At 60.2% G+C, this 16,479-nt stretch carries 18 protein-coding genes; 13 read left to right on the forward strand and 5 right to left on the reverse strand.

Features of this window, described 5'->3' with window-relative positions; genetic code table 11:
- Positions 1–175 precede the first annotated feature (175 nt).
- The 8 genes from FHT77_RS00920 to FHT77_RS00955 all read left to right on the forward strand — a co-directional run bounded on the left by FHT77_RS00920 (position 176) and on the right by FHT77_RS00955 (position 8,383).
- Positions 176–1,051 (forward strand): MurR/RpiR family transcriptional regulator, encoded by an 876-nt coding sequence (locus FHT77_RS00920; RefSeq protein WP_183751671.1) that lies wholly within the window; start codon positions 176–178, stop codon positions 1,049–1,051.
- A 92-nt stretch (positions 1,052–1,143) separates the two neighbouring features.
- Positions 1,144–3,078: a bifunctional 5-dehydro-2-deoxygluconokinase/5-dehydro-2-deoxyphosphogluconate aldolase gene (gene iolC / locus FHT77_RS00925; RefSeq protein WP_183751673.1), complete on the forward strand. Its 1,935-nt coding sequence runs from the start codon at positions 1,144–1,146 to the stop codon at positions 3,076–3,078.
- Positions 3,079–3,101: 23 nt separating this feature from the next.
- Positions 3,102–4,952 carry a 3D-(3,5/4)-trihydroxycyclohexane-1,2-dione acylhydrolase (decyclizing) gene (gene iolD / locus FHT77_RS00930; protein WP_183751675.1) on the forward strand — a complete coding sequence of 617 codons (1,851 nt, stop codon included), beginning with the start codon at positions 3,102–3,104 and terminating at the stop codon, positions 4,950–4,952.
- A 66-nt stretch (positions 4,953–5,018) separates the two neighbouring features.
- On the forward strand, positions 5,019–5,939 hold the full coding sequence (iolE, locus tag FHT77_RS00935) for a myo-inosose-2 dehydratase (RefSeq protein WP_183751677.1): 921 nt from the start codon (positions 5,019–5,021) through the stop codon (positions 5,937–5,939).
- 192 nt (positions 5,940–6,131) lie between these two features.
- Positions 6,132–6,926, forward strand: coding sequence for a 5-deoxy-glucuronate isomerase (iolB, locus tag FHT77_RS00940; protein WP_183751679.1), 795 nt, complete (start codon positions 6,132–6,134; stop codon positions 6,924–6,926).
- Positions 6,927–7,017: 91 nt separating this feature from the next.
- The gene (locus tag FHT77_RS00945; RefSeq protein WP_183751681.1) at positions 7,018–7,239 is read left to right on the forward strand and encodes a DUF1127 domain-containing protein; all 222 of its coding nucleotides are present in this window, start codon (positions 7,018–7,020) and stop codon (positions 7,237–7,239) included.
- A 53-nt stretch (positions 7,240–7,292) separates the two neighbouring features.
- Positions 7,293–8,126, forward strand: coding sequence for a helix-turn-helix transcriptional regulator (locus FHT77_RS00950; protein ID WP_183751683.1), 834 nt, complete (start codon positions 7,293–7,295; stop codon positions 8,124–8,126).
- A gap of 92 nt (positions 8,127–8,218) precedes the next feature.
- Positions 8,219–8,383, forward strand: coding sequence for a hypothetical protein (locus FHT77_RS00955; RefSeq protein ID WP_183751685.1), 165 nt, complete (start codon positions 8,219–8,221; stop codon positions 8,381–8,383).
- A gap of 38 nt (positions 8,384–8,421) precedes the next feature.
- Here FHT77_RS00955 and FHT77_RS00960 read toward each other — a convergent pair whose 3' ends face one another.
- Entirely contained in the window at positions 8,422–9,789 is a 1,368-nt protein-coding gene (locus FHT77_RS00960) for an MATE family efflux transporter (RefSeq protein WP_183751687.1), read from the reverse strand.
- Positions 9,790–9,852: 63 nt separating this feature from the next.
- The gene (locus tag FHT77_RS00965) at positions 9,853–10,290 is read right to left on the reverse strand and encodes a glyoxalase superfamily protein (RefSeq protein WP_183751689.1); all 438 of its coding nucleotides are present in this window, start codon (positions 10,288–10,290) and stop codon (positions 9,853–9,855) included.
- Between the two features lie 329 nt (positions 10,291–10,619).
- Here FHT77_RS00965 and FHT77_RS00970 point away from each other — a divergent pair, with 329 nt between their 5' ends.
- Entirely contained in the window at positions 10,620–10,952 is a 333-nt protein-coding gene (locus FHT77_RS00970; RefSeq protein WP_183753822.1) for a hypothetical protein, read from the forward strand.
- Between the two features lie 298 nt (positions 10,953–11,250).
- Positions 11,251–12,117, forward strand: a complete 867-nt coding sequence (locus tag FHT77_RS00975) for a LysR family transcriptional regulator (RefSeq protein ID WP_183751691.1) — start codon at positions 11,251–11,253, stop codon at positions 12,115–12,117.
- Positions 12,118–12,154: 37 nt separating this feature from the next.
- Here the strand turns inward: FHT77_RS00975 and FHT77_RS00980 are convergent, their stop codons facing one another.
- A complete protein-coding gene (locus tag FHT77_RS00980; protein ID WP_183751693.1) occupies positions 12,155–12,601 on the reverse strand; it encodes a host attachment protein in 447 nt (148 codons plus the stop codon).
- A gap of 289 nt (positions 12,602–12,890) precedes the next feature.
- Between FHT77_RS00980 and FHT77_RS00985 the strand changes: the two genes are divergently transcribed.
- Both FHT77_RS00985 and FHT77_RS00990 read left to right on the forward strand, forming a co-directional pair.
- Positions 12,891–13,286: a hypothetical protein gene (locus FHT77_RS00985; protein WP_016553354.1), complete on the forward strand. Its 396-nt coding sequence runs from the start codon at positions 12,891–12,893 to the stop codon at positions 13,284–13,286.
- Positions 13,287–13,380: 94 nt separating this feature from the next.
- Positions 13,381–14,493 (forward strand): pyridoxal phosphate-dependent aminotransferase, encoded by a 1,113-nt coding sequence (locus FHT77_RS00990; protein ID WP_183751702.1) that lies wholly within the window; start codon positions 13,381–13,383, stop codon positions 14,491–14,493.
- 141 nt (positions 14,494–14,634) lie between these two features.
- Here FHT77_RS00990 and FHT77_RS00995 read toward each other — a convergent pair whose 3' ends face one another.
- Complete coding sequence (locus tag FHT77_RS00995; RefSeq protein WP_183751704.1) at positions 14,635–14,901, reverse strand: SEL1-like repeat protein; 267 nt, start codon at positions 14,899–14,901, stop codon at positions 14,635–14,637.
- A gap of 437 nt (positions 14,902–15,338) precedes the next feature.
- Between FHT77_RS00995 and FHT77_RS01000 the strand changes: the two genes are divergently transcribed.
- Positions 15,339–15,677, forward strand: a complete 339-nt coding sequence (locus FHT77_RS01000) for a DUF2147 domain-containing protein (RefSeq protein ID WP_183751706.1) — start codon at positions 15,339–15,341, stop codon at positions 15,675–15,677.
- Positions 15,678–15,729: 52 nt separating this feature from the next.
- On the opposite strand, the gene FHT77_RS01005 is transcribed toward FHT77_RS01000, so the two are convergent.
- A complete protein-coding gene (locus FHT77_RS01005) occupies positions 15,730–16,428 on the reverse strand; it encodes a glutathione S-transferase N-terminal domain-containing protein (protein WP_183751708.1) in 699 nt (232 codons plus the stop codon).
- Positions 16,429–16,479: the final 51 nt, after the last annotated feature.

Consider the following 16,479-nt stretch of genomic DNA (forward strand, 5'->3'; position numbering starts at 1 on the left):
TTGGAATATTTAGATCATTTTGACAAGCGCCGTTGATGGCCACTTTTCGCCGCACGCTTGGTTTTTCTGACCAAACCCCTTAAATTACAGCGAAATAAAAACAGTTAGGCACGCGGATGGAAATCATTTATGGTCCGAATTATGGAATGTTTATTTCATTCATCGGATCGTGCCTATGGATAGTGACACCAAGACGCCCATACGCGTGCCGCGCGACTTCGAGAGTCTGCGCAGCACGATTATCGAGCGCAAAGCAAACATGCCGAAGAGGCTGGCACAGGTCGCCGCTTTCGCCCTCGGCAATCCCGACGAGATCGCGTTCGGCACAACGGCGAGCATCGCTGCGGCCTCTGACGTGCAGCCGTCGACGCTGGTGCGTCTCGCGCATCATTTAGGCTACGAGGGGTTCTCCGATCTGCAGAGCATCTTTCGCGAGAGGTTGCGCGATCGGACGCTGAGCTATGAAGAGCGCCTGGTCACGCTGGAGCAGGCCAGCGGCGATGACGAGGACGCCAACCTGCTTTCCGGCTTCATTTCGGCTGCAAGCCAGTCGGTCAACCGACTGGCTGCCACTGTGCAGACCGATACCTTCACCAAGGCGGTCGATATTCTCGCGGCTGCCGAGACGATCTACCTGATCGCCAAGCGCCGCTCCTATCCGCTGACAGCACACATGACCTATGCCTTCTCGAAGCTGAACATCCGGCACCAGATCGTCGCGTCGCCAAATGGCGTCGATCCGGAAATGGTGCAATTTGCGACTCACAAAGATGCGGCAATCGCGGCGAGCTTCTCGCCTTATGCCGCCGACAGCCTGAGCCAGGCGGAAGCGCTCGCAGATCGAGGGGTGCCCGTTGTTGCTATTACCGATTCGGCCTTCTCGCCGCTCGCTGCCCGCGCCACCTGCTGGTTCGAAGTGGCGGAGGCGGATTTCGCCGGTTTCCGCTCGCTCTCGGCCTCGATGGCCCTGACGATGGCGCTCCCAGTTGCGATCGCGGAGCGGCGGCGCAAGCGAACCCAGGTAAAATCGACAAAATCAAAAATGGAATAAACATTCCGAATTGACAACAATACGGAACCGATGTTTCATTACTCGCAATCAGCAGGCGCCAAGCCGTAGCTAAAATCTAGCGGGAGGACATCATGGCACAACCGAACCCGGGCTCGCAGCCGGAACCGTCGCTTGACGTGATCACCATCGGCCGCTCTTCGGTCGATCTCTACGGCCAGCAGATCGGTTCGCGGCTCGAGGACATCGGCTCCTTTGCCAAGTCCGTCGGCGGCTGCCCTGCCAACATCGCCATCGGGACGGCGCGTCTTGGCCTGAAGTCCGGCCTGATCACCCGGGTCGGCGACGAGCAGATGGGCCGCTTCATCATCGAGCAGTCTGCGCGCGAAGGGGTAGAGACGAAGGGCATCAAGACCGACAAGGAACGCCTCACGGCACTGGTGCTGCTGGCTGTCGAGGCCGAAGGCGTCTCGCCGATGATCTTCTATCGCTCTGACTGTGCCGACATGGCGCTCGACGAAGGCGACATTGATGAGAGTTTCATCAAATCCTCGCGCGCGGTGCTGGTGTCGGGCACGCATTTCTCCCGGCCGAATACGGAAGCCGCCCAGCGCAAGGCTATCCGAATCGCCAAGGCCAACGGCCGCAGGGTTATCTTCGACATCGATTATCGACCGAATCTCTGGGGCCTTGCCGGCCACGCCGAAGGCTTCGAGCGCTATGTGAAGTCCGATCGCGTCTCCTCGAAGATGAAGGAAACACTTCCGGACTGCGACCTGATCGTCGGAACGGAAGAGGAAATCCTGATTGCCTCAGGTGCCGATGACGTCCTCGGCGCGCTCAAGGAAATCCGTCGCCTTTCGCCGGCGACCATCGTTCTCAAGCGCGGCGCCATGGGCTGCATCGTCTATGACGGCCCGATCAGCGACAATCTGGAAGACGGCATCGTCGGGGAAGGCTTTCCGATCGAGGTATTCAACGTGCTTGGCGCCGGCGATGCCTTCATGTCGGGCCTGCTACGTGGCTGGCTGAAGAACGAGCCGCTGAAGACCTGCGCGACCTGGGCCAACGCCTGCGGCGCCTTCGCCGTCTCCCGCCTGCTCTGCTCGCCCGAGTATCCGACCTGGGCCGAACTCGACTTCTTCCTGAAGCACGGAAGCCAGCATCGCGCGCTGCGCAAGGACGAGGCGATCAATCACATCCATTGGGCTTCGACGCGCAAGGGCGACATTCCGCTCCTCATGGCGCTTGCCATCGATCACCGTTCACAGCTGACCAGCATCTGCGACGAACTGAACCTGGACTACAAGAAGATCGTCGCCTTCAAGCGCCTTGCCGTGGAGGCCGCGGCGCGTGTCGCTGATGGCCGCAGCGGTTACGGCATGTTGATCGATGAGCGTTTCGGGCGCGATGCCTTCTTCGATGCGGCAACCAAGAACTTTGCCTGGATCGGCCGCCCGGTAGAATTGCCGGGGTCCAAGCCACTGCGCTTCGAGTTCAGCCAGGATATCGGCTCGCAGCTCGTCGAATGGCCGCTCGATCATTGCATCAAGTGCCTCTGCTTCTACCATCCGGATGATCCGGCAGCGCTGAAGACCGAACAGCAGGAGAAACTGCGCACGCTCTTCGAAGCCGCGCGCAAGGTCGGCCGCGAACTGCTGATCGAAATCATTTCGAGCAAGAACGGGCCACTAACCGACGACACGGTCTCGACGGCGATGGAAGAGCTCTATGCACTCGGCATCAAGCCCGACTGGTGGAAGCTCGAACCGCAGGCCTCGACGGCCGCCTGGAAAAAGATCGAGGCCGTGATTGCCAAGAACGACCCATGGTGCCGTGGTATCGTGCTGCTCGGACTTGAGGCTCCGGCCGACGAGCTGCTCAAGGGCTTCGAGGCGACGCTGGCTGCACCTTCCGTCAAGGGCTTTGCGGTCGGTCGCACGATCTTTGCTGAAGCGGCACGCGGCTGGCTTTCCGGTAAGCTAAATGATGAGGAAGCGATCGCAGACATGGCCGGACGCTTCCGCCAATTGACAGACGCCTGGTTGAAAACCCGCGGCCTGAATTAATTAAAGCATTTGGGAGGTGCCCCATGGGCAAGACTGTACGATTGACGATGGCTCAGGCCGTCACGCATTTCCTCAAGAAGCAGATGACCGTGGTCGACGGCAAGAAGGTGCCGATCTTCGGCGGCGTCTGGGCGATCTTCGGCCACGGCAACGTCGCCGGCATCGGCGAGGCTCTCTACCAAGTGCGAGGCGAACTGCCGACGTATCGCGCCCACAATGAGCAAGGCATGGCGCATGCGGCGATTGCCTATGCCAAGGCAAATTTCCGACAGCGTTTCATGGCGTGCACGACGTCGATCGGTCCAGGCGCCCTCAACATGGTGACGGCTGCCGGTGTTGCCCACGTCAACCGCATCCCGGTTCTCTTCCTGCCCGGCGACGTCTTCGCCAATCGCGCGCCCGATCCCGTGCTACAGCAGATCGAGGATTTTGGCGACGGCACCGTTTCAGCCAACGACGCCTTCCGTTCGGTTTCCCGCTATTTCGACCGCATCACGCGGCCAGAGCAGATCATCTCGGCGCTGAAGCGCGCCATGCAGGTACTGACCGATCCTTATGATTGCGGCCCGGTCACGCTGTCATTGTGCCAGGACGTGCAAGCCGAAGCCTTCGATTATCCCGAGAGCTTCTTCGAGGAGCGTGTCTGGACCACGCGCCGCCCTCGCCCGGATGCCGACGAGCTGGCAAGCGCCATCGCGCTCATCAAGAAGTCAGAAAAGCCGGTGATCATTGCCGGCGGCGGCGTGCTCTATTCGCAGGCCACCAAGGAGCTCACGGCGTTTGCCGAGGAACACCGGATCCCCGTCGTCGTCACGCAGGCCGGCAAGTCGGCGATCGACGAACGGCATCCGCTGGCGCTCGGCTCCGTCGGCGTCACCGGGACATCTGCGGCCAATGCGATTGCAACCGAAACGGACCTGATCATCGCGGTCGGCACACGTTGTCAGGACTTCACGACGGGCTCGTGGGCGCTTTTCCAGAACGACAAGCTGAAGATCCTCGGCCTCAACATTGCTGCATACGACGCAGCCAAGCACGACGGTCAGACGCTGGTGGCCGATGCCCGCGAGGGGTTGAAGGCCGTTTCGAGCGGGCTTGCAGGCTGGAAGGCGCCGACCGCACTGGCGGAAAAGGCCGAGCGGGAAAAGAAGGCCTGGATGGACGCCGCCGCCAAGGCGATGGCGAGCACCAATGCCGCCCTGCCCTCTGACGCCCAGGTGATCGGCGCTGTTACCCGCTCGATCGACCTCGAAAAGGCCATCGGCCTATGTGCTGCCGGCGGTCTGCCGGGCGAGATGCACAAGCTCTGGCCGGCGACCGCGCCAGGCAGCTACCACATGGAATATGGCTTCTCCTGCATGGGCTACGAGATTGCCGGCGGCCTTGGGGCCAAGATGGCGCATCCTGAGAAGGAAGTCTTCGTTCTTGTCGGCGACGGCTCCTACATGATGCTGAATTCCGAGCTCGCGACATCGGTCATGCTCGGCCTGAAGCTCAACATCGTCCTGCTCGACAACCGTGGCTACGGCTGCATCAACCGCCTGCAGATGGCGACCGGTGGTGCCAACTTCAACAATCTGCTGAAGGACGCGCACTACGAGGTCATGCCGGAGATCGACTTCCGGGCACATGCCGAGAGCATGGGCGCGATCGCGGTCAAGGTTGCGTCGATCGCCGAACTCGAGAAGGCGATTGCCGACTCGAAGAAGAACGATCGCACTTCGGTCTTCGTGATCGACACCGATCCGCTGATCACCACGGATGCCGGCGGCTACTGGTGGGACGTTGCCGTTCCGGAAGTCAGCCCGCGCGAGCAGGTCAATAAGGCGCACGCGGCCTACGTCAAGGCGCGGGCCGCCCAGCGCATCGGCTGATCGACTGATTTCATCTTCTGGAAGAGCGGCAACGCTCTTCCGACAATGCTTTTGAGGAGACTATTGATGAAGGCCAAACTTGGCATGTCGCCGATCGCCTGGTGGAACGACGATCTTCCCGAGCTCAGCGACGACGTATCCCTGGAAGAATGCCTGCGCCAGTCGCGCGGCGCCGGCTTTACCGGCATGGAACAGGGTCGCCGCTTTCCGAACAATCCGGCCGAGATGCTGCCGATCCTGCGCGCCGCCGACGTGACGCTTTGCGGCGGCTGGTTCTCTGGCACGCTCGTCGACGAAGAGCTTGCGGCCAACAAGGATCGCATCGCGCCGATGATCGAGCTGTTCAAGGCCGTCAACGCGCCCTGCATCGTCTATGGCGAAGTTGGCCGCTCCATCCAGGGCGACCGCTCCAAGCCCCTGGCCACCAAGCCGCGCCTCTCGGATGACGAGATGAAGGCCTATGCGCGCAAGGTCACGCAGTTCGGCGAATGGTGCGCCGAGCAGGGCATGCCGCTTTCCTATCACCACCATATGGCCGCCGTCGTCGAGACCGAACCGGAGCTCGACGCCTTCATGCGCAATTCGGGCGAAGGCATTCCGCTGCTGCTCGATGCCGGGCATCTGGCCTTTGCCGGCGGCGACGTTCTGCGCGCCATCGACAATCACCACGCCCGCATCAACCATGTTCACGTCAAGGATATCCGCAAGCCAGTCGTCGAAGGATTGGACCGCAGCAAGCAGTCCTTCCTCGACGCGGTGGCGCTCGGCGCCTTCACCGTACCGGGCGACGGTTCGCTCGATTTCGGTGCCATCGTCAAGCGGTTCGCCGGTTACGGATACGAAGGCTGGTTTGTCGTCGAGGCCGAACAGGATCCGCGCAAGGCGCCGCCGCAGAAGATGGCGGAGATCGGTCATGCCGAGCTGATGCGGGTGATGACGGCGGCTGGCTATACGGTCGAGACAGAAGGGTTCCCGAAGGGGGCTTGAGGATAAAGCCCCTCCCCACCCCCCCCCCACAAGGGGGCGGGGCATAATTTGCCGCAGCGCCTTGCCACTATATTCGTTCTCGCAGATGAGACGCAGCAACGTGAATGCCGAGAGCGCAGCAGGTTAGCCCCTCCCACTTGTGGGGAGGGTTGAGGAGGGGAAAATCGCGCTGAATATCGAGGAGAGACCTCCATGCCAAACCTGAAAGTGAAACCATCCGGCGCGCATGGTCGCGTCACTCATGTGACGCCTGAGAATGCGGGTTGGACCTACGTCGGCTTCGACATGCACCGCCTCAAGCCGGGTGAGACCGTATCCGGCAACGCCAGCGACCGCGAAGTCTGCCTTGTCTGGGTGTCAGGCAAGGGCAAGGCAACGGCCGCAGGCGAGGATTTCGGCTCCGTCGGCGGGCGGATGAGCCCGTTCGAAGGTGCGCCACACTCGCTCTATGTACCGGCTGGCTCCAGCTGGTCGGTAACGGCCGAAACGGACCTCGAGCTCGCCGTCTGCTCTGCGCCTGGCGGTGGTGACTACAAGGCAAAGCTCATCCCACCCGGCGTGCATCCGCAGTTCCAGCGCGGCAAGGGCTCGAATGTGCGCCTCGTGACCAATATCATGCCCGAGGACGACAACTCCGCGCACTCGCTGCTGGTCGTCGAGGTCATCACGCCCAGCGGAAACACCTCGTCCTATCCGTCGCACAAGCACGATCAGGACAATCTTCCGAATGAGAGCCTGCTGGAAGAAACCTATTATCACCGCATGAACCCGCCGCAGGGCTTTGCGTTCCAGCGTGTCTACACCGACGATCGCTCGCTCGATGAGGCGATGGCGGTGGAAAATGGCGATGTGACGCTGGTGCCGAAGGGCTATCACCCTTGCGCCACCATCCACGGCTACGACCTCTACTATCTCAATGTGATGGCCGGGCCGAAGCGTGTGTGGAAGTTCCACAATGCGCCGGAGCACGAGTGGCTGTTGAAATAAGACGACGCAGAATCGCTAAATAATCTGACAGCGGGCGAGCCGTGCGGATGGTTCACTGCCTCCATCGAAATCAAACCGATGGAGGATTACCATGCACGGCTCAACCACCATTATTCCGGCCGACAGCCGTCGTTCGGCCAAGCCATCGCGGCTCCCCACCGCGTTTCTCTCCATTTATCGCTGGACGGCTCGCAAATTAAGAGAACGGCGCAATCTGAACGCCGTCATGGAGCTATCGGACGAGCAGCTGAAAGATATCGGCCTGTCGCGCTATCAGACCGAAAGCGATGTGCACGTCTATTGCCGGGACTGAACTGTGCTAGGATGCCGATAGCAGGCTTCATGCATGCAACTTCCGGAACCGTCATGACGCAATTCTCGACCGAGCTGCTGCTGAAGACGAAGACGCTCACGATCCGTGACGTCATCTGTAATGGCGCGTGCCGGCATAAAAGCGACGAGGAATGCGCCCACAGGACGAGCCTGGTCTATCCTTACCGCGGTGTTTTCATGCGCCACGTCGGGCGCAACGACACCGTGGCGGAGGCGAACCAGATGCTGTTCTTCAATACCGCGCAAGGCTATCGGATCAGCCACCCCGTCGACGGCGGCGATGCCTGTATCGACCTATCCATCGACGAAGCATTGCTTGCCGAGCTGGCGCCGAAAGACCAGATCCAGCCGGGCGAGCTTTTCGGCTTCCGCCGGCAGCGACGGCGGATCGATCCGCGGGCGCAGGCGCTCGTGGCGCTGTTGCGTCACGGCCTGCATCGCAAGGCTGCAGAGACACTGGAAGCCGAAACGCTGGCACTGACGCTCGTCCGCCGGTCGCTCGGAGAACGAACATCACATGCGGCAGGTGCGAGCATCGGCCGGCAGAAGCTTGTCGACCGGGCAAAGCTGGCCCTTTCCTCGGATCTTGCTCGCCGGTGGACGCTTGCCGAAATTGCCGCGGAAATCGGCGTCTCCCCTGTTTATCTCACGCAGGTCTTCCAGCAGGTCGAGGCCACCCCGCTTTACCGCTACCAGCTGCGGCTCCGCCTTGCCAGGGCGCTCGATCTGCTTGGGCAGTATGACGATCTGACCGCGCTTGGCCTGGAACTGGGCTTTTCCAGCCACAGCCACTTCACCTCCTCGTTCCGCCAGAACTATGGTCAGACGCCCGCGGAATTCCAGCGCGCGGCGCGGCTTCGGCGCTGACAAGTTGCTAAAGAATTCGACAGCGGCGGCCGCGACGAAAGTGCTCTGATGGTCCGGTCCCAAATGGGACATGAAACCGGAGGATCATTGCCGTGAAGAAAACCACCTGTGCCGCCTGCGACCGCGAACTCGGGCCCGATGTCATCAGCGTCAAGCTCGGCGGGAAGACCGTCGAGGTCTGCTGCCAGGAATGCGCTGAGGCGCTCAAGGAAGCCGATGCTGCAGCGACCATTGCCAGCGGCGACAACAATGAATGAATCGGAAAGCCGCGCCCATGAGGCGCGGCTTTCATCGCTCACGCGGGGAGCAGGCCGTAGCGCCAGCCCTTGCTTTTCGCGAAGCGAACAAGCACCCAGGCAGCGAGCAGCAGCATGCACAATTCCGCAAAGACCGGCACCATCCAGATGCCCATCTCGCCGAAGAGATGTGGCAGCAGGAAAGTCAGGGGCAGCGTGAAGAGATAGGGCCTTGAGAGGCCGAAGATCGCCGCGCGCTTTGCATCCCCGATCGACTGGAAATAGCCCGAGAGCACGATCATCTGGCCGAAGAGGAAATAGCAGCCGACCGTCCAGGGCAGGATGCGCGCCACCTCGCTCACCACAGCAGGATCGCTAACGAAGATCGCCCCGAACCGTCCGGCCAGCAATTCGACGACCAGCTCGATGGATGCGCAATAGACGAGCGCCGAGACCATCGCGATCCGCAGGCTGCGGCCAACTCGATCGGAGAGCCCTGCCCCGAAATTGTTGCCTGAGATGGTCTGGAAGGCGACGTTGAGGCCGAGCAGCGGCAGATAGGCGAAGGTCATGATCCGCGTGATGATGCCGTAGGCGCCGATCGTCGCCACGTAGTCGGACCTGCCCCAGAGCGAAAGATTGAAGATCACCGCGGCCGAGCTCAACGAAATCCCGATGAAACCGAGACTCATGGGCATGCCCAATGCGAGGATGGTTTTCCATTCGCCAGCCGCGCCGCGACCTGCCGGTCGCAAGGCGTCTGCCTTGAGCCAGCGATAGGCGAGGATTGCGGCAAGGCAGATCGCTTGCGCCGAGACGGTGCCGATCGCGGAACCGGCAACGCCCCACTGCATCACCGCCATGAAAAACCAGTTGGCTGCGATGTTGAGGAGCGATGCGGCGAGCGTCACGGCGGTCATGAAGCCGATCCGACCTTCGCAGCGCAGGGCATCGATGTTCAGCGACAGGAAGAAGGCGATGACCGCGGAGCCGATCATGATCGCCATGAAGAGCGTGGCGTTCGCGGCCACCGTCGCGTTGCCTTCGGCGGCCGCCTCGACGATCCGCCAGCCGATACTCCAATAGACGAGATTGAGTGCGGCCACGACTGCGATCGCCAGGAGATGCGCAGTGGCAAACGTCCGGCGCGCGGTCGGCCTGTCTCCTGCACCGAGCTGGCGCGCAAGGATGCTTGCCATGCCGTTCGATACGAGGGATTGCAGGGCGATGACCATCATCAGCCCGGGAAAGATGAGCGTGACTGCCGAGAGCGCTGCCGGCCCGACATAGGCACCGAGAAAGTAGGCGTCGACCACGGCGAAGAGCCCATTGATCGTGGTGATCATGATGATCGGCGCCGCCGTCCGCGCGAAGACGACGGCAAGCGGGGCGGTCAGAAACATGTTCTTTTCAGCATTGTTTTTCATAGGGATACCGAAGAGCTACGGCACGCGGCTGCGGGCCGTGTGGGACGGAAAACCGGGAACGGCTCAGATGTCGAGAACGAGGTGGGGAACGCCGTTCGACGTCTTGCGCGGCGACACGCCGTTGCCGTCGACCTGTGCATTGATGCGCTGCCGGAACGCCGAGAAACTCTCGAAGGTCACGACATCGACAGGCTCGTCGAAGTGGATGGTGATCTTGTGGAGCCCTCCACCGTGCGCCGAAAGCGCCAGGATCTTGCCGCTGAACGCCTGGTTCAGATACCGGCCGCGGACTTGGGCGCCGACGGAAAGCGCGGCGATCGGCTCTTCGTTTGGCCGCGTCGCAAGCGCGGAAAGCGTGTTCCAGTCACGCAGGCCGTGCTGTTGCGCGACAAGCTCAAGGGCGGCGCTGTGGGAGATCGCGGTGCCGCGTGTTTCCATCGCCTGACGAAGACGCTTCGCCTGCGATTTCAGTTCTTCGATCGTTGGATATGCAGTGGTCACGGATTCAGCCTTTCGGAAGGCATGCCATTTCGACCGTTACAAGGGAGCTCGCATTGCCTGCAGTCAGCATGCACCAAATGGCTGTGACTGAATCTTGCCGAGGACTTCACCATGGACTTTTCGTCCGCGAGCGGCCGGCGCCTCGAGCCATGTCCGATATGCTTGAAGGGCGACGGACTGTCAAGCAGGCCCGTCTTGCCCAAGAATGAGCCATTTTGCTCTCCAGACAGGCATAAGCTTCAGATTGTAGGGAGATTGTTCAGAAGTTGTCAGCAATCTTGCGCTAATCTCGAAGCGTACAACAAGCGGAGGCTACCGTGGCCTTTCAGATGCACCTCGACACAGAACACCCGCAGCCCGAACAGGCCTACCGGGAATTTTCGCTCGATCGCCCCGGCAAGATCATCTTTGTCGGACACCACCTCAGCACGGGAACGCAGGTCCGCTGCTTGATCCGCACCATTACGCTTGCGGGCGCGGTCATCGAGGTCAACCCGAACCTCGAGGTGCCGAATCATTTCTTCCTCGAGATCCTCGGCATTCACGACGAGATCGGCTCTACGGTCGTCAAGCGCGAGGGCGACCTCGTGACAATCAGCTTCAACATGCTGATCAACCCGGAATTCCTGCATCACGTCTTGCGACTGAATTTCGAAGCGTAGCCGGCGTGCGACCGCTCTCGCATTTCGCCCGCGACAACGCCGCGTTCCTGGCGGCACTGCGTCTCGCGGCCCGCCAAGCGAAGAGCCGCACGATCAGCTGAAGGCTCTGCCATTCCGGGCCTTCGAGCGGATCGCTAAACCGATCCCGGTGAACTTTTCGATTGCGATCCTGAAAGGTACTCCAGACAACCACCCAGTTGAGATCCATTGCTCGGGCCTCCATCTATTGCTGATGTGACTGAGCTAAGTCTCCCCGTACTCTCGATGTAGATGCATGGGAGAAAGAGGGTTTTCATCCATGAAAGATGCGAACTGGGACGACCTGCAGTTGTTCTTCCATGTGGCTACTGGCGGTGGGCTTTCGGCTGCGGCAACGCAAACCGGCCTCAGCGCACCGACGATAGGCCGTCGCATGCTGGCACTGGAGCGTGCGACGGGACGCGCGCTCTTCAACCGCGGACCGACGGGATACCTGCTGGCAAACGACGGAGTTGCGCTTCTCGAGCGGGTTCGCTTGATGCAGGACGCAGCCCAATCCATTGCGGATTGGCGAGGCGAAGTGTTGACGCTTCCCATCGTCTCGATGGCCGCCGACAGTTGGACGTCACGCTTTGTGGCCTCCCACCTTGCAGCCATCTGGACGCCGAAGGACGCCTTTCGGATGTGCTACAAGACCTGCGACGGCGGCGTCGACTTCACCTACCGCGAGGCCCACATCGCTATTCGCCATGACCGCCCCGACACCGGCAACGTTGCAATTCGGCGATCCGTCGGCGTTGCACATGCCGTTTACCAGGCGCGCAGCTTCGACGATCGCAACCGCAACTGGATCTCACTCGGCACAGACATCGCCATCACGCCGGCCGACAAGTGGACCTTCGAGCATCCGGACTACTGGATCACCGGCTGGACGAATACGCCGCATATGCTCTTCTATCTCATCCGCGGCGGTGCCGGACGCGGCGTCCTACCGTGCTTCATCGGGGATTCTGACCAGAGCCTCGTTCGCGCTGGGCCGCTTATCGAAGAGTTGACTTACGAGATGTGGGTCACGGCTCACGACGACGAGCGTCAACGCCCGGAAGTGCGCACCGTCATTGACCGACTGGTCGGGCTTATTTCCGAGAACGAAACGCTCTTTGCCGGTGAGGCGCCGGGACCATAGAAGCCGCCGGCGCAGATCCGGGTTTGGCGATAGTGTCTCAAGCAGCAAGGTGTCGCTCTATCTGGTCGACAGGCAGATTGATGTAGTCCTTCGGCACTTCAGCCGAAATCGCAGCCTGAACTTGAGGTGTCAGGCTGCTCCGCAGGGTACCGAGTGCCTTTGGCGGCGCGACCAAAATGATGTTGCGAGCATTCTTTTCGCGCACCAACAGGTCCATTTTCACGGCAACCTGTTTCAGAAACTGTGCCTCGGCCTGCTCATGCCAATCTGTTTGCTCGACGGCACTAGCGCTCTGCCCATCGGCCGCGTGCGTTCGACCCGGTTTGTCGGCTCCTATTTCGCGATCCGGCTCATTGGGCTGGCTCAAGGTTTCCTCAACCTTGAGGTTCATCAATTCTATGTCGCCCGCGTTCCGCAGGATCAATGCCTTGGCACCATCGCAAACGACCACCCACGATTTCGACGGAACTCTGACATCAGCCATTGTGATTTCCTCGCTTTGTAATTTTGAAGCGCCATCGGCGCCCCCGACAATCAGAAAAACGTGCAGAGCCGAAAAGAGTTCGATGACTTTTTTACGACAATTGCGGCGCATCGCGGTGCTCGCAGCCCTGGCCACTCGATCTTAATTCCCGTCTTCCAAGGTGGGGCGCCCGGAAAACGACTGCGTCGTTAAAATTGTATTTGGTTCCTTGACAATTGCGCAAAGCATTCGTGTGAAGCTCCAGTCGAAGAGGACCGGGACGACCTTGGTTCCAGGGAGACACGCGGAAATGTCGATGCTTCGCGCCACGCACCTTGCGACCGTAAAATCTGCGGTTTACGAGACGCGCTGGGAACAGTTCAGTGTTAGACGCCCTGCGCGTATCATCGCGGTGCGGCCCTGCCTTACCGGTATCTCCATCCGCAGCGCAGAGATCATCGACATCTCGCGCGGGGGTGCCACGTTTGTCGTTTCATCCACAGCGGGCCTGCCAAAGCACTACTACCTTAGTATTCTTGGCCTTGCTTATCGGATTGGTTGCGCCGAGGTCTATCGCAATAACGAGCGCATTGGCGTGCGGTTCATCAATACAATCGAGCCGGAGGTTCTACGTCGCGTAGTGCGTGCGGATTTCATGGCCGGCAACGTGGAAGCACTCGAAGCCCGCGGAGCCGTACGCATGTAAATCGCGCTCACCGCGGAATAATGTTTCTTGCCTTGGCGGCAGCAGAGCCTATTCTCGGTCCGATTTTCCACAGCATCCAGGAAACTGCCCCAGCATGTCCGCCTTTTCGCGCTTCACGCCGCTTGCTAGCGCCCTTCCCTCCACCGTTCCCTTCGTCGGTCCAGAAGCGATCGAGCGCCAGCGCGGCCTTTTGGTCAAGGCGCGTATCGGCGCCAACGAGAACGGCTTCGGCCCAGCCCCATCCGTGCTTGCCGCCATGCGCGAGCAGGCTGGTGATATTTGGAAATACAACGACCCCGAAAACTATGCACTCAGGGAGGCGCTCGCCAGGCCTCTGGGCGTCGGAATCGACTCCATCGCGATCGGTGGCGGCATCGATGAATTGCTCGGTCAGATCGTGCGGCTTGTGATCGAGCCTGGGGCGCCTGTCGTGACCTCGCTCGGTGGCTATCCGACCTTCAACTTCCACGTTGCCGGCTTCGGCGGCCGGCTCGTCACCGTGCCCTATGTCAACGATCGCGAAGACCTCGACGGCCTTCTGGAGGCCGCTAAGCGCGAGAACGCGCCTCTGGTCTATTTCGCCAACCCGGACAATCCGATGGGAAGCTGGTGGGATGCCGATAGCATCGTCGCCTTTGCCCGCGCGCTCCCGGAAACCACGATGCTGGTCCTCGACGAGGCCTACAGCGAAACCGGGCCGGCCGGATCTCTGCCAGCGATCGAGGCGCTCATCGACCTTCCCAATATCGTGCGCACGCGGACATTCTCGAAGGCCTACGGCCTAGCTGGCGCCAGGGTCGGCTATGTCATCTCGACACCAGGCACCGCACGCGCGTTCGACAAGATCCGCAATCATTTCGGGATGAACCGGCTGGCGACGGTGGCGGCTCTGGCGGCACTCAAGGATCAGGCCTATCTCGCCGAAGTCGTGAGCAACATCCGCATGGCACGCGACCGGATCACCACAATTGCCAAGGCGAACAACCTGCTTCCACTTGCGTCCGCGACCAACTTCGTTGCTATCGACGCCGGACACGACGGCACTTATGCCCGCGCCATCGTCGACGGGCTGATACAGCATGGTGTCTTCATCCGGATGCCGGGTGTTGCTCCACTCAATCGTTGCATCCGCGTCAGTGTTGGACCTGAAGCCGAGATGGCGCTTTTCGAAGAAGCACTACCGGAAGTGCTCAAGGCGCTGGGCTAGCGCAAAGCAAAGAACCGCGCCGGCCTTGTTCCTGCCGGTCGCGGTTCATGTTCGTGGCATCGACTTCTTCAAAAAGCTCCCGCCGTCCCTCTTTTGAGGTTGTTATTGATTCTCGCTCGCGTGTTGGCGGCCAGCCGGTTTTTAGTGGATCGTCATCCACTCGCGAGCGGCCCGGAGCGCCTCGACGATCTGCATCTTGTCCATGTTTGCGGCGACATCGGCGCGAAGCTCGGCGGCGCGGTCGTTGCCCTTGATCGCCGCAATGTTCAGCCACTTGTGCGCGGCGACCAGATCGACGGCGCAACCGCGACCGGTCGCATACATAAGACCCATCTCGCAGAAGATATCGGCGTTGTTTTCGCCACCCATGGTGGCCATTTCAGCATTATGCGTTTCAAAGCGTGCCATCGGTTTATCCCTGTTTAGCCTGTTGTCGACTTACCCTGTTTTACCTTCCGGGCCTTGCCGTCTATCGCGGCTTTAAGTGCCCTTCGGTTCGGCGGGTTTGCCCCGCTCGTTTGATAGCTCCACTATGCCAATACCTTTTCAAAAAACGCCTAAAATGCATGATTAATTTGAAACAAACAAAGTGCAAACACTTGGTAAAATTGGATTTTTGTTAAACATCGCGATGCCTGCCGATTAAGGATTTTCGACACAATTTTACGGAATATTCAGATCTCGAAATCAACCTTCCGTTCACCACGAAATCAGCATCGCATGTCTGAAACGGAAGATTTTGTCGCCTCTGACTCATCAAACGCGGTTGTCGCGAACCACAAGAAACAGATTTACGTTTACGTTCGCGTCATATATTTTCCCGCCGGGACATTAGGGAGGAACGAATGATCCGCACGCTTATTTTCGCTGGAGCGTTGGCGCTTGCTACCGGGACGGCCTTTGCAGACGAACCGATCGTCGGCAATTGGAAAACGGCTTCCGGTGACACGGCGCATATTGCATCCTGCGGCGGCAGCTACTGCATCGTGCTGAAGACGGGCAAATATGCCGGCAAGAAGATCGGAACACTTGCAGGCAGCGGCGTGAGCTACAGCGGCCAGATCACCGATCCCGCCAACGACAAGACCTACAGCGGATCGGGCAACGTTCTCGGAAACTCACTGAAAATGAAGGGCTGCGTCCTCAACGTGCTCTGCAAATCCCAGACCTGGACGCGCCTGTAGCAAGATGAATCGCGAAAAGAAGCGCCCGGACGATGGCCGGGCGCTTCTTATTTCATCGGGCGCGCTGATTGAAGAGGATCTTCTGTGCTTCCTTGTCTTCGGCAAGGTTGCTGCGTTCGCGCTCTTCCTTGCCGACCGCCGTCCCGCGAATCACCGCCGGACGCGCCATCATCGTATCGAACCAGCGCTTGAGGTGGGGAAACTCATTGAGGTCCTGCCCCTGCTTCTCATAGGGAATGACCCAGCCGATACTGGCAATATCAGCAATCGAATAGTCGCCGGCGAGATATTCACGATCCGCCAACCGCTTGTTCATCACGCCATACAGGCGGTTTACTTCGTTGGTGTAGCGGTTGATGCCGTATTCGATCTTCTCCGGCGCATAACCGCGGAAGTGGTGCGCCTGTCCGGCCATTGGGCCTAAGCCGCCCACCTGCCAGAAAAGCCATTCCTCGATCTGCACGCGTATGCGCTCGTCCGTCGAATAGAACTTCCCGAACTTGCGGCCGAGGTACTGGAGAATAGCGCCGGATTCGAACACAGAGATCGGATCACCCCCAGGACCATCCGGATCGATGATCGCCGGCATACGGTTGTTTGGCGCGATCTTCAGAAACTCCGGCGCGAATTGCTCGCCGCGTCCGATGTTGATGTATTTGACCTCGTAGGGAACGCCGAGTTCCTCGAGCATGATGCTGATCTTCCAGCCATTCGGGGTGGGCCAGTAATAAAGCTCAATCGGTGCCGTCATGAAAATCTCCTTTGGGGACTCAAGAGATAAGCAGTGGTAGCCGCGCTTCAA

Source organism: Rhizobium sp. BK181 (assembly GCF_014193305.1).
Lineage (GTDB): Bacteria > Pseudomonadota > Alphaproteobacteria > Rhizobiales > Rhizobiaceae > Rhizobium.